The 24,528-nt window shown below is 37.5% G+C and carries 18 protein-coding genes; 8 read left to right on the forward strand and 10 right to left on the reverse strand.

Going from position 1 to position 24,528, the window contains the following annotated elements:
* Positions 1-60: 60 nt before the first annotated feature.
* Positions 61-750: an NUDIX hydrolase gene (locus AC2S94_RS06555; protein ID WP_484630669.1), complete on the reverse strand. Its 690-nt coding sequence runs from the start codon at positions 748-750 to the stop codon at positions 61-63.
* A gap of 677 nt (positions 751-1,427) precedes the next feature.
* On the opposite strand from AC2S94_RS06555, the gene galE reads away from it, so the two are divergent.
* From galE to AC2S94_RS06575, 4 genes are all read left to right on the forward strand, one after another.
* Complete coding sequence (gene galE, locus AC2S94_RS06560; protein ID WP_484630670.1) at positions 1,428-2,459, forward strand: UDP-glucose 4-epimerase GalE; 1,032 nt, start codon at positions 1,428-1,430, stop codon at positions 2,457-2,459.
* 133 nt (positions 2,460-2,592) lie between these two features.
* Complete coding sequence (gene galK / locus AC2S94_RS06565) at positions 2,593-3,747, forward strand: galactokinase (protein WP_484630671.1); 1,155 nt, start codon at positions 2,593-2,595, stop codon at positions 3,745-3,747.
* A 2-nt stretch (positions 3,748-3,749) separates the two neighbouring features.
* A complete protein-coding gene (locus AC2S94_RS06570) occupies positions 3,750-4,790 on the forward strand; it encodes a UDP-glucose--hexose-1-phosphate uridylyltransferase (RefSeq protein WP_484630672.1) in 1,041 nt (346 codons plus the stop codon).
* 7 nt (positions 4,791-4,797) lie between these two features.
* Positions 4,798-5,805, forward strand: a complete 1,008-nt coding sequence (locus AC2S94_RS06575; RefSeq protein ID WP_484630673.1) for a LacI family DNA-binding transcriptional regulator — start codon at positions 4,798-4,800, stop codon at positions 5,803-5,805.
* On the opposite strand, the gene AC2S94_RS06580 is transcribed toward AC2S94_RS06575, so the two are convergent.
* The 8 genes from AC2S94_RS06580 to AC2S94_RS06615 all read right to left on the reverse strand — a co-directional run bounded on the left by AC2S94_RS06580 (position 5,795) and on the right by AC2S94_RS06615 (position 18,316).
* Entirely contained in the window at positions 5,795-7,126 is a 1,332-nt protein-coding gene (locus AC2S94_RS06580; RefSeq protein WP_484630674.1) for a tyrosine-type recombinase/integrase, read from the reverse strand. The two genes, AC2S94_RS06575 and AC2S94_RS06580, sit on opposite strands and share 11 nt — an antisense overlap.
* 275 nt (positions 7,127-7,401) lie before the next feature.
* Entirely contained in the window at positions 7,402-7,953 is a 552-nt protein-coding gene (locus AC2S94_RS06585; RefSeq protein ID WP_484630675.1) for a lipid-binding SYLF domain-containing protein, read from the reverse strand.
* Positions 7,954-8,150: 197 nt separating this feature from the next.
* Positions 8,151-9,503 carry an Ig-like domain-containing domain gene (locus AC2S94_RS06590; protein WP_484630676.1) on the reverse strand — a complete coding sequence of 451 codons (1,353 nt, stop codon included), beginning with the start codon at positions 9,501-9,503 and terminating at the stop codon, positions 8,151-8,153.
* A 57-nt stretch (positions 9,504-9,560) separates the two neighbouring features.
* A complete protein-coding gene (locus tag AC2S94_RS06595; protein WP_484630677.1) occupies positions 9,561-11,351 on the reverse strand; it encodes an Ig-like domain-containing protein in 1,791 nt (596 codons plus the stop codon).
* A gap of 30 nt (positions 11,352-11,381) precedes the next feature.
* Positions 11,382-12,860 carry an SLC13 family permease gene (locus AC2S94_RS06600; protein WP_484630678.1) on the reverse strand — a complete coding sequence of 493 codons (1,479 nt, stop codon included), beginning with the start codon at positions 12,858-12,860 and terminating at the stop codon, positions 11,382-11,384.
* Entirely contained in the window at positions 12,860-13,630 is a 771-nt protein-coding gene (locus tag AC2S94_RS06605; RefSeq protein ID WP_484630679.1) for a hypothetical protein, read from the reverse strand. Before AC2S94_RS06605 ends, AC2S94_RS06600 begins: the two co-directional genes overlap by 1 nt.
* A gap of 5 nt (positions 13,631-13,635) precedes the next feature.
* The gene (locus AC2S94_RS06610) at positions 13,636-15,054 is read right to left on the reverse strand and encodes a SusD/RagB family nutrient-binding outer membrane lipoprotein (RefSeq protein WP_484630680.1); all 1,419 of its coding nucleotides are present in this window, start codon (positions 15,052-15,054) and stop codon (positions 13,636-13,638) included.
* Positions 15,055-15,067: 13 nt separating this feature from the next.
* Entirely contained in the window at positions 15,068-18,316 is a 3,249-nt protein-coding gene (locus tag AC2S94_RS06615) for a SusC/RagA family TonB-linked outer membrane protein (protein ID WP_484630681.1), read from the reverse strand.
* A gap of 170 nt (positions 18,317-18,486) precedes the next feature.
* Here AC2S94_RS06615 and AC2S94_RS06620 point away from each other — a divergent pair, with 170 nt between their 5' ends.
* On the forward strand, positions 18,487-19,629 hold the full coding sequence (locus AC2S94_RS06620) for a hypothetical protein (RefSeq protein ID WP_484630682.1): 1,143 nt from the start codon (positions 18,487-18,489) through the stop codon (positions 19,627-19,629).
* Here the strand turns inward: AC2S94_RS06620 and pckA are convergent, their stop codons facing one another.
* Entirely contained in the window at positions 19,630-21,207 is a 1,578-nt protein-coding gene (pckA, locus tag AC2S94_RS06625; RefSeq protein WP_484630683.1) for a phosphoenolpyruvate carboxykinase (ATP), read from the reverse strand.
* Positions 21,208-21,440: 233 nt separating this feature from the next.
* On the opposite strand from pckA, the gene AC2S94_RS06630 reads away from it, so the two are divergent.
* From AC2S94_RS06630 to deoC, 3 genes are all read left to right on the forward strand, one after another.
* Positions 21,441-22,871 (forward strand): amidohydrolase family protein, encoded by a 1,431-nt coding sequence (locus AC2S94_RS06630; RefSeq protein WP_484630684.1) that lies wholly within the window; start codon positions 21,441-21,443, stop codon positions 22,869-22,871.
* Between the two features lie 371 nt (positions 22,872-23,242).
* Positions 23,243-23,872 (forward strand): DUF4403 family protein, encoded by a 630-nt coding sequence (locus AC2S94_RS06635; protein WP_484630685.1) that lies wholly within the window; start codon positions 23,243-23,245, stop codon positions 23,870-23,872.
* A 14-nt stretch (positions 23,873-23,886) separates the two neighbouring features.
* Positions 23,887-24,525: a deoxyribose-phosphate aldolase gene (gene deoC, locus AC2S94_RS06640; RefSeq protein WP_484630686.1), complete on the forward strand. Its 639-nt coding sequence runs from the start codon at positions 23,887-23,889 to the stop codon at positions 24,523-24,525.
* The last annotated feature ends 3 nt before the right edge of the window (positions 24,526-24,528 follow it).

Here is a 24,528-nt window from a genome sequence, read left to right on the forward strand (position 1 = left end):
GCATCGTAAGATCAGGAAATTTTTTAAACGACCATATTAAAAGTTTTAATTAACTTAGAATTACAAGTTAAATGAAAAGCCTTCCGTCTTTTTTCTTTTGTATTTAAGTTCATCAAACTTATGCAGGAATGAACCTTTCCTAGATGAACTCATATCCTTTTCATCAAGTTTTATTAAAATGTCCATAGAATTAATCTTATTGATAAAATTTCTTTTGTCAATTTTTTCATTAAGTATGGATTCATAAAGTTTTTGTAACTGGAGCATGGTAAATTTTGTTGGTAGTAATTCAAAACCAATGGGCTCTTTCGAAGTTTTATATCGAAGTCTACTAATAGCATGTTCTACCATTATATTATGATCAAAAATGAGTAGGGGAGATTTTGATACGCTAAACCATTTTGCCGAATATTTTTCTATAAGTTCTGGATTATGTTCTTCAATATTTATTAGAGCATAGTATGCAACCGATATTGTACGTTCTACCGGATCACGATCTAAAGCACTATAACTTTGAAGCTGTTCCATATATACATTGCTAATTCCGGTAAGAGTGCGCAATATTCTATCAGCCGCCTGATCCAAGTCTTCTTGTTGCTTTAGAAATCCACCCATTAAAGACCATTTACCTTTTTCTGGTTCAATGTCTCTTCTAATAAGAAGAATTTTCAAATCTTCTTTGTCAAAACCGAAAATTATACAGTCTACGGCTAGCAGAACTTTATCCTCGCTGGAGTAATTAGTAATCATCAATCAAATGTAAAAATTTTATAGAAATCCAAAATTTAAGTATTACAGTCATATACAGATCTTTGTCAATTTTAAATTCTTAAATAAAAAGAGCCAGAATTAAAAAAAGTAAAAATTCCTTAATTTTTTCTGAACTTTCATTACATTAGAAATGTAAAAATAACATTTATTTCTAGGAATGAAGTTCCGATTGACGAATCTTCCAATAGCTATACCTAATTAAACGTCAAATTTAACTTTTAAAACCTATACTTAAGATAAGGTAGCTGGAATGTTAACAGTGTCGGGATAGAAAAATTGATCTTAAATCAGGTCGTGTGGTTGCTGAAGCAAATCTTAAGGTAGATTGTCACAAAAAAAGAGTAAAAATGGCTGGTTCGGGTTATGCGAACATTGATATGAAATAATATGGCTGTAACATTTAAAAAATCCTATAAATACTTTAAAGGAATGCGAATAGGTTGATGCTCGTTACTTCAGGTAATCAATAGGGCCACTGGACTATCTGGATTTTGCACGGAACTTTAATGGTATACTTAGCGGATCTTAGAATATTTCCGAAGAATATGAAATAGCTAGAGTTAAGGTGCTTTCGACATTTATTATATAAACAAATCACTTCAGAAGGGTTTAAGATCATAACTTTTTGATAGTTCCTAAAAAAAAATACTTTAGAAATGAAAAAAAAAATATTAGTAACAGGGGGCTTAGGCTTTATTGGTTCACATACTGTAGTAGCCCTACAAGAAAAGGGGTTTGAGGTAATAGTAATTGATAACCTTTCTAATTCCTCTATAGATGTGTTGGACGGTATTACGAAAATTACCGGTAAAACTCCAGAATTTTTTAACCTTGACCTTAAAAATAAAGAGAATGTAACAGATTTTTTTGAAAATCAAAAGGATTTGGAAGGGGTTATACATTTTGCAGCCTCCAAAGCGGTGGGTGAAAGTGTGAAGAAACCATTACTGTATTACGAAAATAATCTCTGTAGTCTCATTAATATCCTCAATTCAATTTATTCTCGACCTGGATGCAAGCTTATTTTCAGTTCCTCATGTACAGTATACGGTCAGGCAGATGAATTGCCAATTAATGAAAATGCTCCGGTAAAGAAGGCAGAGTCTCCATATGGGAATACTAAACAAATTGGGGAGGAGATCATCGAGGACACTTGCAGAGTTCAAGAAAATTTTAAGGCAATTTCCCTGCGATATTTCAATCCTATTGGAGCTCATGAGTCGGCGGAAATTGGAGAGCTACCTATTGGAACTCCCCAGAACTTGGTGCCATATATTACACAGACAGCAATTGGCCAGCGCCAAGAATTAGCTGTTTTTGGTGACAATTATCCTACGGAAGATGGAACTGCGGTGAGGGATTATATTCACGTTATGGACCTGGCCGAAGCACATGTAGCCGCATTAAATAGATTAATAGAAGAAAAAGAAAAAGCCAATTATGAAGTTTTTAACCTGGGTACGGGCCACGGCAATTCTGTTTTGGAGGTCATAAATTCATTCGAAAAATCAACGGGACAACGGCTACCTTATAAAATCGAAGGTCGTAGGCAAGGCGATATTACCGCGGCCTATGCCGATACCAGAAAAGCTAATAAGGAGCTTAAATGGAAATCCGTTCGCTCCTTGGATCAAGCTTTAAAGAGTGCTTGGGAATGGCAGGTGAAAGTATCCCAAATAAAGAAATAAGTAAAGTAAATATAGTTTGAAGCTGTTTTAAATAAGTCTAGGATCAAATAAAAGATGTATATAAAAGAATTAGCATCCTTCCTATTCCTTTTAGAACATATTAAAAGCTACAATACAACAAGAATATAGCAAAATGAAATATTCCAAAATATTTAGGGATTTTAATCCCGAAATTAAAGTATCCTCTCCGGGAAGAATAAATCTTATTGGAGAGCATACCGATTATAATAATGGTTTTGTAATGCCTACGGCAATAGATAAAATGATTTTTTTCGAATTAAAAAAAAATGATTCAAAGAATATATGCAGGATATATAGTGAAACTTATGATAGTTATTTTGAATTTCACCTAGATGAAATCTATAAACAGGAAGCAGTTTGGAAGAACTATTTACTAGGTGTTGTCGATGAAATTTACAAAGCAGGAAAGAAGCTTTCGGGATTTGATTGTATTGTGAAAAGTGAATTGCCTATAGGAGCTGGTATAAGTTCTTCGGCAGCATTGGAATGTGGTTTCGCTACAGGCCTGAATGAGCTTTTTACCTTGAATTTTTCAAAATTGGAGATCGTTAAATTATGTCAGTTAGCTGAAAATAATTTCGTGAGATCTAATTGTGGGATCATGGATCAGTTTGCATCCGTTATGAGCAAAAAAGATCATATTATCCTACTGGATTGTCGAAATCTGGAGGCTGAATTTATTCCCGCAGATTTTGAGGATTGCCAAATCCTCTTACTAAACAGCAATGTAGCCCATAGTTTAGCAGATAGTGAATACAATACACGCAGGAAAGAGTGTGAACTAGCTGTAGAATTAATACAAAAGTGGCATCCGGAAATAAACTCCCTCAGAGAGGTTGACTTTTCTACGCTTGAGGAATATAAAAATCAGCTTTCAGAAAATACCTACCGGCGATCTCATTACGTAATAAAAGAAAACGAACGGGTTCAACAAGCTTCCAAATCCATAAAAAAAGGTAATTTAAAGGAATTTGGTCGCTTGATGTATCAATCCCACCGCGGTCTTCAGTACAACTATGAGGTGAGTTGTCCGGAGCTGGACTTTATGGTGGATTACTCGGAGGAAAAAGATTTTATATACGGATCCAGAATGATGGGAGGGGGCTTTGGAGGTTGCACCATCAACTTGATAGAAAGAGAAAAAATAGATTCCTATGTCAAGGAAATCAGAGAAGCGTATTTCAAAGAATTTAATATTAAAATGGATGCTATTTCAGTTTCTCCGGGTTCTGGAACAACTATTCATAAATACTTATACAATAAATAGCAATGAGTAATATATTGAACAATAGTCCACATAGAAGATATAATATTTTAACGGGAGAATGGATACTGGTTTCTCCCCATCGAACCAAACGACCTTGGCAGGGAAAAACGGAAGATCAAAAGGCAGTTAAAAAGGAAAGCTATGATCCTTCATGTTATTTATGTCCTGGTAATAGCAGGGCCAGCGGAGATAGTAATCCTAATTACAAAGAACCATTTTCTTTCGTAAATGATTTCTCTTCCTTGTTAACGGAGACACCTGTAAATAGTATAAATGAAGGTCTTCTAAAAGCTGAAAGTGAAAGAGGGGTGTGCAAGGTGGTTTGTTTTTCGCCCGATCATTCACTTACCCTCCCTTTAATGGAATTGGAAGAAATCACTAAAGTGGTACAAGTATGGAAAAAAGAATATCGGGAATTAGGCTCTAAAGACTTTATCAATTACGTTCAGATATTTGAAAATAAAGGTGCAGTAATGGGATGTAGTAATCCTCACCCTCATGGCCAGATTTGGTCACAGTCATCTATTCCTGTAGAAATCAAAAAGAAATCTAAGAAGTTTAAGCAGTTTTGGAATAAAAACCATAAAAGTCTTTTAAGTTCTTACCTGGAGCAGGAACTGGCTCTTGGAGATCGAATTTTGGGTGAAAATGAATATTTCGTGTCGTTGATTCCCTATTGGGCTGTCTGGCCTTTTGAAGCCATGATTATTCCAAAGCGACATATTCAACATATTGGGATGTTAAACGAAAAGGAAGAAAGAGCTTACGCTGAAATTTTAAAAATGCTAACCATCAAATATGATAATTTATTCAATACTTCTTTTCCTTATTCCTCTGGTATACATCAAATGCCCACGGATGGGAAGCAATATCCGGAATGGCATTTTCATATGAGTTTTTATCCACCACTATTACGTTCGGCCACCGTGAAAAAATTTATGGTAGGGTATGAGATGTTTGCAGGACCACAACGCGACATAACGGCTGAAACAGCTGCCCAGAGGTTAAATGAATTGTCTGAAATTCATTATTTAAAGAAATAACTATTTCATGGAGAATAAAATTACTTTAAAACAACTTTCCAAACTACTGAATGTTTCGATTAGCACAGTCTCAAAAGCATTGAATGATAGTCCGGAGATCAGTATTCAAACCAAAAATCGAGTTAAGGAACTGGCAAAACTCAATCATTACCTGCCAAATGCAATGGCACAAAATCTGAAAACAAGTTTCACAAAAACAGTTGGAGTAGTGATTCCGGCAATAATGCCTCACTTTTTTGCTAAGGCATTACATGGGATTGAAACCAAGGCAAGTGAACTAGGATATCGCGTGATTATCTGTATTTCCAATGAATCTATTGGAAAAGAAGCAGAAAGCATAAATACACTTATTGCAGGACAAGTAGATGGTTTGATAATGAGTCTGTCGAAAGAAACACAAACAAAACTCGAATTGGAGCATTTAAAAGTGATTTCTAATTATAAAGTTCCACTCGTTCTATTTGACAGGGTTCTGGCAGAAATAGATTGTGATAAGATTCATATCAATGATTCCTTACAATCTGAACAGGCTACTATGGAATTGTATAAATCTGGTTGTAGAAAAATTGCATACTTTTCAGCAATTTCTTCTACAAGTGTTGATAAGGAGCGCAAAAACGGCTATATAAGTGCGATAAAAAATTTGAATATGAAAAGGACGATCATTGATTTTGATACAAATCATTTTCCGGGAGATGAACTTGAGAAGCTTGTCCACGTGTATGGAATTGACGGAATTATAGCCTCTGATGAACTGGCTGGAATTTTAGTGATGAAAAATGCCCGAAAGAAGGGGCTTCGAATTCCTGAAGATCTATCCGTTATTGGCTTTACAAATGGACTGATGGGGGAACATTTTATGCCTTCCTTAAGCACGGTAGACCAACATGCGGAGGAGCAGGGAAAACTGGCTATGGAGTTGGTTGTAGATAGGATTGAGGGAAAGGTAGATTGTGATCCCTTAGAATATAAAATTGAAACTTCTATTATTCACAGAGAGTCTACTAAAAATTAATTACACTATCTAAGGCATCATCTGCATCTTTATGAATAAAGTTAGCTTGATAGTTTAAGGTCGTTTTTAAATCACTATGGCGATAAAGTTTTTGAAGCATCAAAGGATGTATTTTATCTCCCGCAATATTTCCAAAACTATGACGCGCAATATGGTTTGATAAATTTTTATCAATATTACATTGAGCGGCAATTCTTTTTAAGTGCTTATTGAAAAGTTTTGTTGCATTCCGACTCTTAGTAAAAATATCTTCTGGGTCGTTGACATTAGCCAGCTTTAAGAATGGAAATACAAAACCTTTATTTTCATTTTTACTAATTCGATAGAAACTTAATATTTCTTCGGCTTTCTCAGGAACTTTTAAGCTAATTGGTTTTTCATTTTTATTCATCACATAATAAAGACGTCCATTTTTAAAATCTGACCATTTCAACTTGACCACATCCGAAATACGAATGCCGGCAAAATAGAAAGATATTAACCAGACATTTTTAGTATGCCGCATATGGGAGTCATTTTCAACGTTTAAAGCCTCGATTTTTTCAATTTCTTCTTTAGTTAATCCTATTTTGTTACCCGATCCAATTCTTATTTTTTCCTTTTCTCCGCCGAAAGGATAAAATTTCGGATCCACAATTCCTTCTTTAATTGCGACATTGAAAATTGTCCTAATAAAAATGAGTTGATTTGTAATGGTTCTGGTTTTCTGGCCAAGATATGCAGCACAAAATGTTTTGAACTTATCTAGGAAGGCTTCATTTATTTCTCGAAACTTCAATTTTTTATTTTTTTTGAAATAAACAACCCCATCTAGGAAGTTGAATTCTGATTTCCTAGCTTTACTTACTCTATCCTTTCTTCTTTTAATAATATTCTTTATAGCAGTGGTTTTACTTAAAGAAGGTTTGTGATTAAGAAATTCCTCTAAATTATATAAGATTGATAATTCTGATTTTGCAACGGAAAAAGTACCACGATCATATTTGTTTTTAATTCGCTCTGATGCAAGTGTAAAAAAGGATTTCGAACCACCAGGTCCCTTCAATTTTTGCTTTACTTGTTTCGGAGTGATACTATCCTTGGAATCAAAATATATATCGTGGGCTTTGGTAAGCTTTTTCATGAGAAAATTATTCAGTTTTTGTGAATTCGGGTGAGTCCGCTTTACTTTTCCCAAATCCTTATCCCAATCCTTTTCTAGTACATAATGTCCGAGCCACTGATAATTTGTTTTGTAATTTTCACTAATACGAATAGCAAGAGGAATTGTTTTATCTTTCCGCATCATGTTTCTTCTCAACACAATTTTTATACTTGCCATAATTCATTTTTTGAGTGAGTATTAAAGATAGTAAAAAACTAGTACAGAATAAGTACAGAATAATTTGATTTTAATTGGTTTTTATTGAAACCGAAAAAAATTGACTGCATTGATATTAGTACATTATACGGTGTTTTGTTGAATTTTGTAGTTTCATTCTGTCAAGCTCATAACCCGAAGGTCACTGGTTCGAGTCCAGTTCCCGCTACTAAAAAGAAAAGCCACTCAATTCGAGTGGCTTTTTCATTTTTCATAGCAATATAATTCTTTCAGAATTATTTGGCAGTATATCCAAATCTCTGTCCGGCTACAGATACTCCTACCATCGCTCCAGCTTTTGGCATAGTAGCAACCGCAATTCCATCTACAAACTTTATAGTTTTAGATTTTCCTTTTTCAATGATTACAGCAGTAGCATTACCAGAAAGTTCGTATTCTCCGTCTTTAAAATCTTCTAGGTCTTCCTGAGTTTCGAAGAAAAGTACTTCTCTGTAAGCTTTACCACCAACTTGTAATCCCACATCAACCTGTTTCAGGTTAGAGTAACCTACCACAGCTCCATTTTCATAAACTACTCCGTTTCCAGAAGCTCCTCCAATGATATATGCTCCTTTCCCTACGTTAGGGAAAATCGCATATCCTGCAGATTCACTAAATAGTTCCTGAAGATTATCGTCTGCCTGCAACATGGCAGCTTTAGCATCTCTTGAATCCTGCATCAATGCATCCACATCTCCGCTTCCGCTTTTTCCTGGTCCGCAACTGGTAATTGCTATAAATAGCATCAATAGTCCAGCTTTAGATAAATAACTGTTCAAATTTTTCATAACTTTTTAATTATTTTGGTTGTTCAAATTTACCCAACGAGAGACGCTAACCTGTTAATTGGAAGTTATTTGGGATTAATTTAATGTGTAGTGTGAAAAAATGTTAAGCTGTAAAATGGCATTATTTAAACTTATGGAATAAAAAAAAGCCACTCGAACGAGCAGCTTTTTTAAATTAGCAATTCTACACATAAGCACTATTCTCTATTCAATAGCTCTTTAAATTCTTCGGAATTGAACATCGCATTGGCATCATGTCCAATATTCGGCACCTCGATTTTCTCCTGGTTATTTTCAGGATAAAAAGTTTCAAAAAAATTGAAAATATTTCTACCTCTTTCCAACCTGTTCGAACCAAGTAAAGTTGCGGCACAATCTGTAGTATTCAGAGTTCCCTCTGTATTAGTGTCATCAGTTCCTAATAAATAAACAGTATTTCTGGAAATCTGCTGCTGAAGGAGATCTTCCATGCTCATTCCATCTACATAAGACGGGGCAGTTTCGTAACCATAAGGCCAGAAATTATAACCTGTGCAGTCTGTTGGTGTATAAAATTCATTCGTAGTCTCATTATATCGTCTTCCGTCAGGATAGTAGAAATACTGGTTGTTCGCTACGATATACTGAAATTGGTATTCTGAATAAATAGCTTCGGAAGTATTAACTATCGCGTAATGCTGAACCATCGCAGCTCCAGAACTATGTCCTGCAAAATTCATTTCCTTTAGATTTGGAAATTTTTCGGTGTCGGCTAAATAATCCACTAAACTATCAAGTACAGAAAATGAACTGATATCCTGGCCCGAATTTGCAGAAATTGCTCCTTCTCTCCAGTTAGTATCCCAGAATAGTTCTCCTTCCGTAGCATTTGTTTCTTCCTTGAAATAAGGAGCGATCACCAGAGTGTTTTCCAGTTTTCCCAGATCTCCAACTGCATTGGTCATATATCTGAAATATTCATCGGCATCCCTGTTTTGCCCGTGGATCACCACCACAACTTTCTCTATGTTCTCCCAGATAAAATCGCTATCAGAAATTATATCATAAGAACTGTAAAATTCAAACTCAGCTCCATCCATAATTTCTATGCTTTGCATACATTCTTCTGAAGCTGTGATACATGGAGTTTTTGATTCTTCTACCTCTTCAGTTGTGGTAAAGCTTCTGGAAAATCCAGTATTCAACTGCTCTCCATTGTCACCAAGAGAACCTGGATCTATATTGAGAGTATAAGTTGATCCTGGATTAAGGCCAGAATAATTTATCTGAACTTTTGAACCTGCATTACCTAAAGTAGTAGTGTAATTAGCTGTTCCCTGGGCATCTGAAAAGTTTAGAACCTGTTCCAGGGCCTCGGCATTTAGGACATGGGAAAATGCAACTTCAATAGTTCCATTCAAAGGTATATTGGCAGGAGAATCATTAAATTCTGTTCCATTGATAGTTGCTGAATAAATCGATAGTTCATCCAGGGAATCGTCATCAGTGGCGCAACTCACAAAAATGCTAGTCAGCACTATCAAACTCAGGATTCGTATAATAAATTTCATGTTTTTCATTTTAAATTTTATGGAGCGGAAAGACAATACTTCCCGCTCTGGCTAATTCTATTCACAAATTGGGTAAGGACAGGCTGAACTTTGGGTTGAGGTAGAACCACCTGCGCAATCGAGTCCGCCAGTCATAAATTCCCCGTTCATTTTATACGCCCAGGATCCTGAATACTCCCAGAATTCTCCGGTTCCATCTACATCTGCATCTCCGTAAGTTTCTACTACCACTTCATTGTTGAATAATTCTATGGCATCATCTCCATTCTGACTTACGGAACCATTCGATTCAAGCACATATTCAAATTCATCTGTACAGTCCCCGAAATATGCGGCTATAGTTCCAGGCTCTCTGGCCAGAAGAATATCATCGCCTTCTTCAACTGAAATTACCGGGAAAGTATATTCTGGACCATCAGTTCCGCCTCCATTGTTAGCGATCCCAACACTGTAAATACTTAGATCTTCAATATCTTTGTTCGCTTTCAAATGAATGGCTTTACCGCCATTGGTTCCGCTGCCATCCCAAAGAAGTGCTAATACTCCTTTGATCTCCAGCGCTTCTTTACAAATTGGATATGGACATGGAGAATTGCTATTCAGAGTTCCTCCCACAGTACAATCTATACTACCGGTGGTCCATTCTCTTCCTATTTTATAAGCCCATGAACCTGAATACTCCCAGGCTTCTCCGGTTCCATCCACATCAGAATCTCCATAAACTTCGATGATGGTATCACCGCTGAATAGTTCAATGGCATCATCACCATTTTGACTAATAGAGCTATTAGACTCCAGGATCTCGGCGAATTCGCTACCGCAGTCTTCAAAATATGCGGTTAGAGCTGCAGGATTACGTGCTACGAGAACATTATCTCCTTCAGAAAGCGAAATGGCCGGGAAAGTATATTCAGGTCCGTCTGTTCCATTTCCGTTATTGGCCACCCCAAGGCTGTAAAGGCTTAAATCTGCGATATCGGCGTTGGCAATAACATGTACAGCTTTACCGTCGTTTGTATCTGCACCGTCCCAGGTAAGGGCAAGCACTCCTTTAAGCGATAATGGTGGCAATTCTTCTGTAATATTTATTTCCACTTGAGTATTGTCATTATCAGTTGCATTCTCAATACTGGCAACGGTGATAATGATGGATTCATTATCATCATTTTCTGAATCTGGAGAGGTGGTAATTTCAAACGTGGTGGAAATTTCACCTGCTGGAATTGTAAATTCTGTCTCACTTACGGAATAGTCTTCACCGAGTGTCGCTGTACCTCCAAAATCCAGGGTAAAACTGATGTCATCTTCAGAATCTTTGTCTAATTCTGCAGTTACCGTAAAAGTTTCAGCGCTTTCCTTCACCTGATCTGCTTCGGCAGAAAGTTTTATCACCGGAGGCACGTAAGCAGCGGTCTTAAAATTGATATTGATGGCCTCTTTCAATTCTTCGCCATCAGTTCCATAAGACCCGGCTGGAATTATGATAGTATAATCAGTGTCATAATCCAGGCGTGTGGTAGGCGTGATAGTGATCGTGGAATTTGTATTGGAAAATTCAAGTTCGTAATTCGCATCGCTTCCACCGGTATTCAGCTGAAGAGCAGAGCTAAGCGCTTCAGTATTTAAACTATGCGAGAAAATCAGGGTTAAAGGAGATTCCACCGGAATATTTTCGGCTCCGTTGGTCAACTCATCTTCACCAATATTTTGTTTCAGTAATCGAAGAACTCCATCATCTGTTATTGTGGCGTCATCGTCATTAGAGCAGGCTGCAAAAGCCAGAAAAATGAAGATCAAGACACTTGTTTTAAGAAGTGCGCTTGTTTTAGATTGTATAATAGTTTTCATTACTTAAATTTTTTAGATAGTTATTCTGGATTATGGATTTTCAATTACAAATTGCTCGCTAAAACCGAAGGGATCGAAATCCCAGAGAAATGGTAGCAGGAGGTAAACCATGGCGGTAAGTATTAATATAGATATCAGGTTCATCCAGATCCCTGTTTTCACCATGTCTGGTATTCTTAAATAACCCGAACCGAAAACCACGGCGTTAGGCGGAGTGGCCACCGGTAACATAAATGCACAAGATGCGGCCACCGTGGTAGCAACGAGCAACATATATGGGTTAAGGTCTAACTTCAATGCAATTGGAGCGAGAATTGGCAATAACATCGCGGTGGTCGCCAGGTTTGAAGTAAGCTCGGTGATAAAATTCACGCTGAAGATTACTATGAGTATCAGCAATAATAGCGGCAAGGCTTCTAGTAATGTCATTTGCATTCCAAACCACTGTGCCAACCCGGTAACCTCAAAACCTGAGGCAAGAGCCATACCTCCGCCAAAAAGAAGAATAATACCCCAGGGCATTTTTACAGCCTCTTTCCAGTGAATGATTCTCTTTCCTTCTTCTCCTGAACTCAAGGTGAAAAGAGTGATCCCAGCGATCATGGCAATTATAGTATCGTCAATTCCCGGAAGAAATTTTTCTAGGATAAATGATCTCGTGATCCAACATATCGCAGTGATGATAAAAACACTCATTACGATCTTCTCTTCACGTTTCATCGGGCCGAGTTCAGTAATAAGTCTTTGTATTTCCTTTTTCCCACCTGGAAATTCTTTTTGCTTAAAATTAAATGCAATGTGAGTGATATAGAACCAGGAAATAATTAGTAGTATAATAGATATCGGCAAACCGAACTTTAACCACTGGAAGAAAGAAATATCGATATTATAGATCTCCTGAATGTATCCAGCGAAAACAAGGTTTGGCGGCGTTCCTATTAAAGTGGCGATACCACCAATAGACGCACTATAAGCGATACTCAGCATAAGCGCTTTTCCAAATAGCTTATTTTCATCCATAATGGTTGATGGATTGTCTTTAAGCTGCGACACTATAGACATTCCTATGGGAAGCATCATTACCGAGGTTGCTGTATTTGAGATCCACATAGACAGAAATGCGGTAGCTACCATAAAACCCAGGATAATATTCTTCACGTTCGTACCAATCAATTTGATAATATGAAGTGCCATGCGCTTATGGAGATTCCATTTTTCAATAGCAATGGCCAGAATGAATCCTCCCATATACAGGAAAATGTATTTGTGACCATAAGATGCTGTGGTTGTGGAAAGGTCCAGAGCACCGGTTAATGGAAATAATACGATGGGGAGTAGGGCAGTAACAGCAATAGGGACTGCTTCTGTCACCCACCATAAGGCGATCCAAATCGTTGCGCATAACACGTCATAAGCTGATTCGGGCATACCTTCAGGTCCGCCGATAGCTTGAAGGACCATGAATATTACCGGTCCCAGGATCAAAAATATATTCTTGTTGATCTTCATTAATGAGCTGCTTTAAAGGATTCCATGTCAAAATCTTCTACTAATTGCCTTAGAAATGCTCCGGTTTCCGGAAGTACAAAACATAAGTACAATTTGTCTCCTTCAGAATCTTCAATGGTTAATCTATTTGGAATATCAAGCACCGAATTGCCTGTAAAATATTTGTAATAGGTTAGAGCGATAAGATAAGAGCCATCTGAAGAAGGATGCTTATCATCAAAATACATCTTAAGATCAGGCCTTGCTTGCTGAGCCTTCAAAAAAATCGTTCCGACAGGAACCACTTTAACTCCACGCTTATTTCCCAAATTTATATAAGAGGAACTGATGGTTTCCTGCATCAACGGGTTTGAATCATACGCCCAGGTCATAGACAACAGAGGCTCAGCATTTTTTTCTCTGATAAGATCTATCAATTTGGTCGCATAGGTTTCAAATCTGTCCGGAGCATCTATTGTACTCATGCTATGATCCTGAAGCACTACATAGTCAAACTTCACATTTTCCAGAATTTCCATGGTTTTAGTCCCTTTTTCCTCGTTCCAGTGCTGGGCGAGATTGCTTCCTCCAACTGTAGATTGAGAGGTTTGCAGATCAACTCCCTGATCTTTAGCCATGGCTTCCACCATTTGAGGCATATTGTAGAAATAGGTGAAACTATTACCTACAAAAAGTACTTTTTCAGATTTCTCCTGAGCTACAACGGCAGCCGGAAATAGTAATAATAGAAAGCAAAGCTTTAGTAAATATTTGTTCAGTTTAATTTTCATTTTACTTATGAATTGATATCAGTAGGTTCGAAAAAATTAGGGATTGGGCTTGGTGAATTGTCATTTCTGTCAATTTCTGTCTGCGGATATAAGAATCGCTGAGGTAATTGATCGCCCGAAGATGGTTGCACGGGAACTCTAACATTGGTTTCATTCAATGTCCTTCTCAGATCATTAAAAGGATGGATTAATCCAAAAAGGGTGACATATCTTTCTTCCAGAATTTCTCTCAATAAAGCATCTTCCGGGCTCAAACCGTCAGTATTTTCAATTCCACCTGAATTGAAATCTCCTGAGGCATAGGCTTCATAATTGATATTGGTGTCATCTACATTCATCAAATATCCTCCGGCATCCATAAATGCGCGAAAATCGTTTAATTCCTGCAGTCCGGTATCAAATCCTTGAGATCTAAGTCCTGCCTCTGCCAGGATAAGCAAATTTTCCTGGTAGGTCACAAGCGGAGCAGGAGCTGTTTGAGCTGCAAATCCATCTTCAGTATTAGGTTGAACACCCACACTGGTGATATTGAAAAGGTAATTAAAACGTGCTGTTTCATCTGTTTTGGAATTTCCGCGATAGTTGGCCGGAATTGGATTGGTTGCCCCGGGTTGCATCAGGCTGGTCATGAATTCTGAAACAATTACATCTGCCTGTCTAACTTCTACTGCAAAAAACTGGTAATTAAGATTGGAATTATCTGCCGCGGTACCGTGTGGAGCATACATGCTATTTTCCATTGAGCTAATTCCATTCTGGGCTGCCTGGTAAGCCAGGTCATATTGTTTAGTCTCTAAGTAAAATCTCGCTTTTAAAGTATATGCGGCTTCAATCCATTTATTCGGAGCTCCGTCATAATAAATATCTGAACCCCCAACAGGTCTTCCTCCTCCCATTTGCAGATTAGAGATAGCTTCGTCTAATCTGTCCTGAATTTTCTGGAACACTGCAGGCTGATCTTCATAAAGCGGATCTGTATTTTCAAGGTTTGCTGCTTCGTCATAAGGAACGTCTCCGTAAAGGGATGCGGCGGTTCCTATGATATAAGCCTGCATCGTCTGGGTAATACCAAGACTAACCGGACCGATGTTATTTTCGAGCACGGCATTCTCTGCTTCAACAGCGTTTCTGAAAGCATTCACATAAAGGTCATACCATAAAGCATCAAAATCGCTGGTGGTTACATTGTATTGTGTAAATCCAAGATGTTGGCGATCTATCCCGGTATATTGTCCCGCAAAAAGAGCTGATCTTCTGGCAGATTCACCGGTTTGTACAATAATGTTTCCAACTTCAGCACCCGTGAGAATGCTACCATATGAGCTTTCAGTCAGATTATTTGGATCGTCATTGATCCCGTCTACAACTTCACTACAGGAATATTGAAGACCTATAACCAGAATTAAAATTATATATCGTTTCATTTTTCGGGTGATTTTAAAATTTAACATTAAGATTTACCAGGTAAGACTTTGTTCCCGGGTTGTTGAAATAATCGATTCCTCGGGCAGCACTCACCCCAGAAAGGTTGGTATCAGGATCATTTCCTTCGAAATCTGTCCATAATACCAGGTTTCTACCGGTAAGAGTAATTTCAATAGATTGTAATTTGGTCGTGTTCTTTAGCCATTCTGAATCCCAAAGGTAGCCGAAGCTTAGTTCACGCAACCTGGTCCAGGATCCATCTTCAACATATAATTCATCATTTCCTCCGCTAAAGAATCCTCCCTGGCCATTATACCATGATTCTGTAAGCGCGACCGGTCCTGCTCCAAAATCCTGAACATTTCCACGGAAGGTTTCTCCAATGTTGATCACATTACCTTCTGAAGTCAAATAGTTCCTTTCGGCCGTCACGCGGTTTGCCGTGTCATACCATCTTCCAAGATCTCGTAGAACTGATTTGGTTCCGGCAAAGATATCTGCTCCCTGGTAGGTTTCCAATAATGCAGATACTCTAAAGTTCTTATATTTTATTGCGGTAGATAAAGATCCCTGCCAGTCTGGATTAGGATCTCCAATTACTCCTTCTACCTGGTCCTGTACCGGGAAACCATTTTCATCCAACACCACATTTCCATTTTCATCTCTCAAACTCCTGGATCCCCAAAGCACTCCTAAAGGATATCCTTCCACGGCTCTTGAAGAAACTGCAGAAAGTCCGCCAAGGTTAAAGCTTTCGATTCCGGCAAGATCGGTAACTTCATTATCGATGGTTGTAAAATTTGAATTAATGCTCCAAGAAAAATCATCCGTCAAAATGATCTGATATCCTAGATCCAACTCGATACCTTTATTCTGAATTTCGGCTCCGTTCGCATAAATTGAACTGTAACCTGTTGAATTGGCAACCGGAAAATCCAAAAGCACATCTTCCGTTTTATTATCGAAATAAGTACCGCTTATTCGCAATCTGTCTTCAAGGAATCTAAGGTCGACACCAAATTCAATTTCTTTTTTTCTTTCTGGTCTTAATGCGCTATTTCCTCTGTTTGCTGAAGGTACAAAAGCACCATTTCCATAAAGGGTTAGGTCCAGGTCACCTCCATAACTATCTCCGAAAGAAGGAGAAACAAAAGTATTAGACGTATTATAACGTGATGGTTGCACACCAACCTCACCATAAGATGCTCTCAATTTACCGAATGATAGAATGTCATTATTCATATCAAGGATTTCCGTGAATTGCCAGGCTAGCGAAGCCGATGGGAAGGCGAAGGTATTGTCCACATCATTTCCAAAAGTAGAAGCAGATTCCACTCTAATAGTACCCGTGAAATATAGCATTTCAAGAGCATTCAGAGAAAGTGAAGAATATACGGCAGCTGTTCTTTCGTGGCCTTCACTGCTCGTAACCGACCTGTTTTCTGGCAGAGCATTGTCTATATCCCTAATTCCGCTATCTACATCTATAAATTGAATAAAATTCGTCGCACTGGAACCTTCTACACTTCTGGATTTTGAATTATAATTGAATCCTGCCAGAAAAGTTCCGCCTAAATCGTCATTCAGCTGATATTGCGCTTTGGCAATATAATCCATATTGAAAATGGTATTCGTAGCCAGTGAATTATCTATAAATCCAGAACGGTAAGCCCCAGCTGCAGATCCAGGTGTGAAAAACTCACCTCTTTCCTCACTGTAATGGTCTAAACCAACTCTAGCGATTAGATCTAACCAGGAAACTGGTTCGGCGGTAAGTTCAAAATTTGTGATGAAACGATCTACTTTAGATTCGTTCTCCTGTTCATTAATAGTCCATAGTGGGTTATTATAGGTTGGAGTTCCATCAGCTCCAAGCGGTTCACGGTAAGATCTATGTCTGTCTGAAACCGGTGAAGCATCAGGTCCTGAATAATAATTACCTCTGTATCCGGAAATATCAAAATCTGCCGGGGTTCTTAATAAACCAAGATAAAGTCCTGATGAACTTGAACCTTTTCTAATTCTATTGGAATTTGTTCTTGCATAGGTAGAACTAAAATCGAGACTTATAATTTCATTGAATTTATGTCTCGCGTTTAATCTGGTAGTGGTTCTTCTATAATCGGAATTATTGATAATGATTCCCTGCTGGTCAAGATCACTTATACTGAAGAAAACCGAGCTTTTTTCATTTCCTCCGCTTAAGCTGATATTATTTTCCCAGAAATATCCATTGTCAAAAATCTGGTCAAAATTAGAATCGTCATAGATCTCTTGGGAATTCTTATTGACAATAGGGTAGTAAATTCTACCATCCTGATCTTCGTAAAATTCTCCGGAAGTATCAAAATCGTCCATTCCGCCGGCACGTTCTGAAATTCTATCTCCATAGGAATCTCTTGCCCGCTGATCATATACTCCGCCATCACCCTGACCATATTCGGTTTGCAAAGGATATTTCTGATTGATCACATCATAAGAAAAGGTAGTAGAATAATTGATCTGAAGTCCCTGATTGTAACTCCCATCCTTCGTGGTAATGATCACAACACCACCAAGCGCCTGTGTTCCCCAGAGAGCTGCCGCGGAAGCACCTTTTAAAACCGAAATCGATTCAATATCATTAGGGTTGATATCATTAAGCCGGGATTCCTGACTAACACCGCTACTTTCTGAATTTCCTCTCACGTCATTACTAATCGGGACACCATCCACAACTATTAGCGGCTGACTGTTCCTTGTAATGGAAGACAAACCCCTGATCTGAATATAAGCACCTGCACCAGGATCTCCTGAGTTTCTTGAAATTCGAACTCCTGAAGATTTACCTGAAAGTCCGTTTAAAAGTGTACTTTCTCCAGATTCGCTCACGGTTTCTCCGTCAACAGTGGAACTTGCATATCCCAACTCATCGCGTTTCTCTTTAAAACCCAGGGAATTGATCACCACACTTTCCAGCGATTCAACATCTTCTTCGAGAACAACATCAATATTGGTATCGTCTCCTACATTTACCACTTTTCTTTTAAAACCAAGGTATCTAAATGTAAGGGAAGCATCTTCGCTCGAAATCGTTATCGTAAATTGGCCGTCAAAATTCGTGGCAGTTCCGTTTTGAGTATCTGTTTCCAAAACTGTAACTCCGGCTAATGGCATACCATATTCGTCCTTAACCGTTCCTGTTATTTCCTGTTGGGCAAATGCCATTTGGGAAAAGGAGAAGAGTAAGATCAGAAAAGATTTAGTAAAAAAGTATTTCATTGGATTGGTTTTTTTAAAGTACTTATTAATTAATCGTACCTTTAGGATCTGTTATTATAACCTTAAAAAACTGTTACGTTTGTTAGCAATTATATAAAATGATAGCCATATAATTATCACTTTAATAATTTTTAAGGATTTTTATCAAATTTTATTGATTAATATTTAATATGAGTCAGGAAAATACAGCCTCTTTTCATCAAGAATTCGTTAACAAGCTGGAATCTATATACGGAAGTTTCAATTCCGAAAAAAACAAGTTTGAATCTACGAGTAATTCAAAAATTGCCCGAGATCTTTGTTATAGCGATTCACAATTTTCCAGGTTAATCAATAACACAGCTTCTGAAGGTGAATTTAAGCGAGCTTTAAGAAATGTAAACCGGCTTCTGAATGAAAAAAGGCTGGAAAGCGAGCACACAGCCACAGAAAAATCAGATTCAGGACCGGGTAGAAACTGGATATTTTATGTTTTGGGAGGAATTATCATTGCTTTAATGATCTATCTGGCTTTTCAATTTTTAGATAATCCTAAAGAAGTGGAGGTTTCTGAAAAGGCTTCACGTGCCCAAATGTTGGAATGGAGCTTTGAAAATCAGTATATCAAACCTTATGTGAAATTAAAAGAGCTTCCGGCAGACTGTAATTATCCATGTTATAAATACCAGGGAAAGTGGAAGTTGAAAAGTGAATATAGAATTCCTTTTTTCAGGGAAAGAAATGGTTTTCACTATGTAGCGAAAGATGCGGTGATGTATGCAAGATGCATGGACGAAAGCAGTAGCGACGGGACTTTGTTTGAAGGATATGAATATCAGTTACACGAGATCTGGTATGATAAAAGGGAATTTCCCATAGATTCATTTTTGGTGGAAGGTAATAAAACGAGGACCAGGGAAGATTATAATAACGCTGATCTGGCTCAAAATGAGAATTTTGTAAAGATTGCTTTGGTACATACTTTTTTCAGAAACGAATTTTCTATAGACAGTACGATGATCAATAGAAAAGGGAAGGCCATTGGTAGGGACATTGAATTCTTAGCGGAAGAAGGTTTACAGGAAAAGTTAGGTTCAGAGAATTTGGTGAACGAATTGAAAAGTGAAATTAATTCTATAGCTAAGAACAGGCTGGAAGACTTTTCAAAACCTATTAGTTGTGAGCCGACAAAAGTTCCAAATATCGACTTTAATTATATCGAGAAAGATGATGAACTGGTCTTTAAATGCCAGTTCACCACCGGTAGATTTCTGGTTGATTATGAAAAGACCTTTGTTTTGGAAGACCAGTATATCAACAATATTTGCAGGTAATTAAAAATCGAATCGCTGAGGTCCACCTCTTCTAATTTCTTCACTGGCGTAAGATTCAAACTTTTCAAAATTCTTTCTGAATGCGTTTGAAAGTTTAAATGCAGCGGTATAGTAAGCCTTATCATCTTTCCAGGTGGCACGCGGACTCAATACTTCATCAGGAACTCCAGGACATGATCTGGGTTGCGCAACCCCAAATACGGAATGGATGTGATACTTTTCGTAAGAATAGGTTTTATCCAGTTCACCATCAAGAATGGCGTTCACCATTGCTCGAGTATACTTCAGTTTTATCCTTGATCCAACACCGTAAGCTCCACCAGTCCAACCAGTATTAATAAGCCAGACATTAGCGCCGCTTTTCGCGATCTTTTCGCTCAGCATTTCAGCATAAACGGTTGGATGCAATGGCATGAATGGAGCACCAAAACATGCTGAAAAAGAAGGAACGGGATCTACTATCCCGGCTTCAGTTCCTGCAATTTTGGAGGTATACCCAGATATAAAATGATAAGCCGCCTGGTGAGCAGTCAATTTTGAAACCGGGGGCAAAACACCAAAAGCATCTGCAGTTAAGAAAAAGATATTTTCAGGATTTTCACCAACCGATGGCACCTGGATATTATGAATATGATCTATGGGATAACTTACCCTTGTATTCTGAGTAATGCTGGTGTCAGTAAAATCTACCTCACCATCGTGAATTATTACATTTTCAAGTAAAGCCCCTTCTTTAATCGCGTTATAGATATCCGGCTCAGAATCTTTATTTAAATTGATGACCTTCGCATAACATCCTCCTTCAAAATTGAAGATTTTATCCTCAGGAGTCCAGCCATGCTCATCATCACCGATCAACTTACGGTTTGGATCTGCAGATAATGTTGTTTTTCCAGTTCCGGATAGTCCAAAGAAAATGGCAGTGTCATTCTCCTCTCCCACATTTGCAGAGCAATGCATGGGTAATACATCATGTTCAGTAGGAAGTATAAAATTAAGAGCAGAAAATATTCCTTTTTTAATTTCGCCGGTATATCCGGTTCCTCCAATGAGAACAGTTTTTTCTGAAAAACACAAGATGGCGAAATTAGCCTGCCTAGTGCCGTGCTTTTCCGGGTCTGCTTTAAATCCCGGAGCATCAATAACGGTCCAGTCTTTTTTGAAATTTTCGAGTTCCTTTTCTTCCGGCCTAATAAACATATTATAGGCAAATAGGTTGGACCAGGCGTATTCGGTAATAACTTCCAGTTTTAACTGATATTTTTCCAGGGCTCCGGCATGGGCAAACCTTGTGTAAATCTCTTTATCTTCCAGATATTCGAGAACTTCTTTTTTCAGCCGGGTATATTTTTCAAATGAAATGGGAATATTGATCTCACCCCAGTGCACTTTTTCCCTGGTTTGATCTTCATCAACTATAAATCTGTCTTTCGGAGATCTCCCGGTAAATTTTCCTGTATTAATGGCAATGCTGCCAGAATTGGTTCTCTGACCTTCTTTTTGCTCTTCGATGATCTTTACCAGTTCATCGGGTTTTAGTTGGTGATGAGCATTTTTAGCATTGTTGTACAATTCCATAATTATGCTTTGTTGTTATTGATATCTCAGCAATGTGGCTAAAAAATTATTAATAAAGGTAGTTTTACAGGATTTTATCAAATTTTATTGAATTTTAAAATCGAAATTGGATCGTTTTCTAAAAAATTCTTTCCCAAACCTTCGAAATCTTCAAGATATCTGAAATTTGAAGAGAACATCATTCTAAGTTTAATAGTTGTAAATTTCGGAAGCATTCATTTAATTCTAACATTATGAAACTGAAAATCTGCTTTCTAAAGATCTTTATATTTTTTAATATTCTGAATATTTCCGCCCAGGGTGAACTTGGTATGATCGCTCTAAAAGGTGCAACGGTTTTCGATGGAAACGGGAATTCGATAGAGAATGGAACAGTCGTCATAGAAAATGAAAGAATTGTTAGCATTGGAAATGCAGATCTTGAAATTCCAGAAAATGCACAGATCATTGATGTTGAAGGGAAGTATATTATGCCTGGCCTCATTGATGCTCATATACATTTTTTCCAGACTGCATTTTTTGATTCACGTCCCGATGCAGCAGATCTTAGAGATACGATCCCTCTGGCAGATGTTGTAAAATATCAGAAAGAAAATCCGCAAAGATATTACCAGGCATATTTAAGATCTGGAATTACGGGAGTTTACGATGTTGGAGATTACTTATGGACGCTTAAATTTCAGACAGAAAATGATCAAAATGCTCTTGCTCCGCATACCGCCTCAGCCGGACCACTTATCACTCCTGCTCCTAAACAGCTCATCGGGATTTTTGACGTGAACGGGGAAAATACGTTTATTCATTTAGAATCTGAAGAACAGGGTAGGAAAGCGGTTATTAGAAATACGAAAGAAGGAACCACAGGAATTAAAATCTGGGGATTTGATCCTAATAATTCAGAATTCGTCAAAAATATCAAAGCAGTTGCTCAAGAGATAAAAAACCAGGATACAAAGATGATCGCCCATGCTACGACTCTTGAACAAGCTAAAATGGCTATGGAATTAGGAGCGAAACTACTTGTGCATAGTGTGGAAGATACTTTGATAGATAATGAGTTCCTGGAATTGATGAAAGCGAATAAAACTATGTATAATCCTACGCTTATAGTAAAAAGAGGTTATTATAATACTTATAACGCGATGCTTGGAAATGGTTTTGAAATGAAAGACCCGGGGATGATAGTCGATGCAAAGACCAAGAATATGATCGAAAATGCTACGGAATTCAAAAAGTTTTTATCAGAAGATCAAATCCAGTCCTTAACCGATAGACTTCCGCAAATGGATAATAATATGAAATCTGGTAGAAAGACGATGATGAAAAATCTGAAAAAGGTATATGACGCCGGTGGAACCATTGTAGTAGGAACCGATGCTGGAAATCCGGGAACGCTTCACGGCATATCTTACATCGAAGAAATTGAAACCATGCAGGAAGCTGGGATACCGGCGAAGGACTTAATTGTCATGGCAACCAAAAACGGAGCCCTGGCGATGGATAGGCTGGATGATTTTGGAACACTGGAGACAGGTAAGTTTGCAGATCTAATTATTCTGGAAAATGATCCGTCAAAAGATATCTCCAACTTAAGAACTATTACTCACGTTATGAGAAACGGAATTCTTCGAAATGTTGAGGATGCTGAAGATTTCAAACCCTAAGCGTTAAAACCTAAACTTTCACATAATCAATGTGTTAAACTTCCTGTTTTATGTTTAGTGCTAACATTTAAACTTTTTGAGTTAATGTAAACAGTTCTTAAAAAATATATTTGTTAGTGAATTTAGTTAAAAATTAAAAGGGGTTTGGTATTGTAGGGAAATCGACCCCTTTTTCTATTAGATTAAGCTTTAAGGGAAATAATCTAAATTTTGTTCAAGAAATACTCCGGGAGGGGTATTTTTTTGTTTTAATACTATCTGATCTAAAGGTTGTAAATTATAATTATCTATTAAAATGTGATCAGGTTTCTGCATATGTAAATCTTTTATTTAACTTACTTATTAGCTATCCAATAAAGAAAAGAAAGACAATGACCGAACAGGCAAAAATAACAGATGCAAATATTGATATTACCATTCCTATTAAAATAGGATATCCGGTTCTAAACAAGTTTTTAAAGCAAAAACTGGTAGGAGAGATCATCAGTAAGGAAGATGAAGAGGGCAATAAATCTAATTATGCACAGATCCTTGATATTAGCATGGAACAGAGTGAATTAGAGGAATTTGATCTTTGTTTACATATCACTCTGCAAACCCTTACCAGCCTTTTTAAAAACAAACAGATCAAATTATTATTTCACGCTTCCCTTGAACTAAATAGGGAATTGCAAAAGATTTGTTTAAAAGACTATGAGGTTGATGGGAAAACCAACAATTGGATCGCCAACCAACTTCTGGAAACTGCGGTAAATAAATGGATGTATGCGAAACTAAAAGAGAAAATGAATTTCAATTTTATGCCGCATATTGAAGAGCAGATGGATGCTTTAAATGAGAAGCTGGAAAATAAACTCGAAGCGAAAGAAGGAATTCATCTAATTGGATCTTTAGAAGGCCTGGAAGTTGCAAAATTCTATGCCGGTGAATCAGATCTATGGATTTCTATGAACATGAAGGCCAGCGGTGTAGTGGAAGTTGAAAAAATAAAACTGGATTAAATTTACGATACAGAATGCGATTGAATGATTATATAGATCATACTTTTCTTAAACCAACTGCTACAGAAACAGATATCAAGAGACTTTGTGCAGAGGCTATGAAATTCTCCTTTTTTGCAGTTTGTGTGAACAGTTGTTATGTAGGCCTGGCCAAACAATTTTTAATAAATTCAGAGGTGAAGATAGCGGCAACTATTGGATTCCCTTTAGGAGCAAGTTCTACATGCTCCAAAATTGCTGAAGCTGAAAAATGTATTGAAGATGGAGCTAACGAAATAGACATGGTTATCAATATAGGATTCTTGAAAGATGGGAAATATGATGAAGTCCAGAAGGAGATTTCAGCAATTAAGAAAGCAATCGGGAGTAATGTTCTAAAGGTTATCATCGAAACAGGTTATCTGAATGAAGACGAAATTTTGGAAGCGAGTGAACTGGCTTTAAAGGCAAAAGCCGATTTCGTGAAAACCTCTACCGGATTTGGTGAAAGGGGAGCAAGCTTGGAGGATATCAAATTAATGAAAAAAGCAGTTGGTAATAATTTGAAGATCAAAGCCTCAGGAGGAATCAGGGATAAGAAAACTGCTGAAAAGTATATTGAGCTTGGAGTGTCTCGAATAGGTACATCTTCAGGTATCCAGATCGTATCTTAAAAA

The sequence above is a fragment of the Christiangramia pacifica genome, assembly GCF_057221535.1.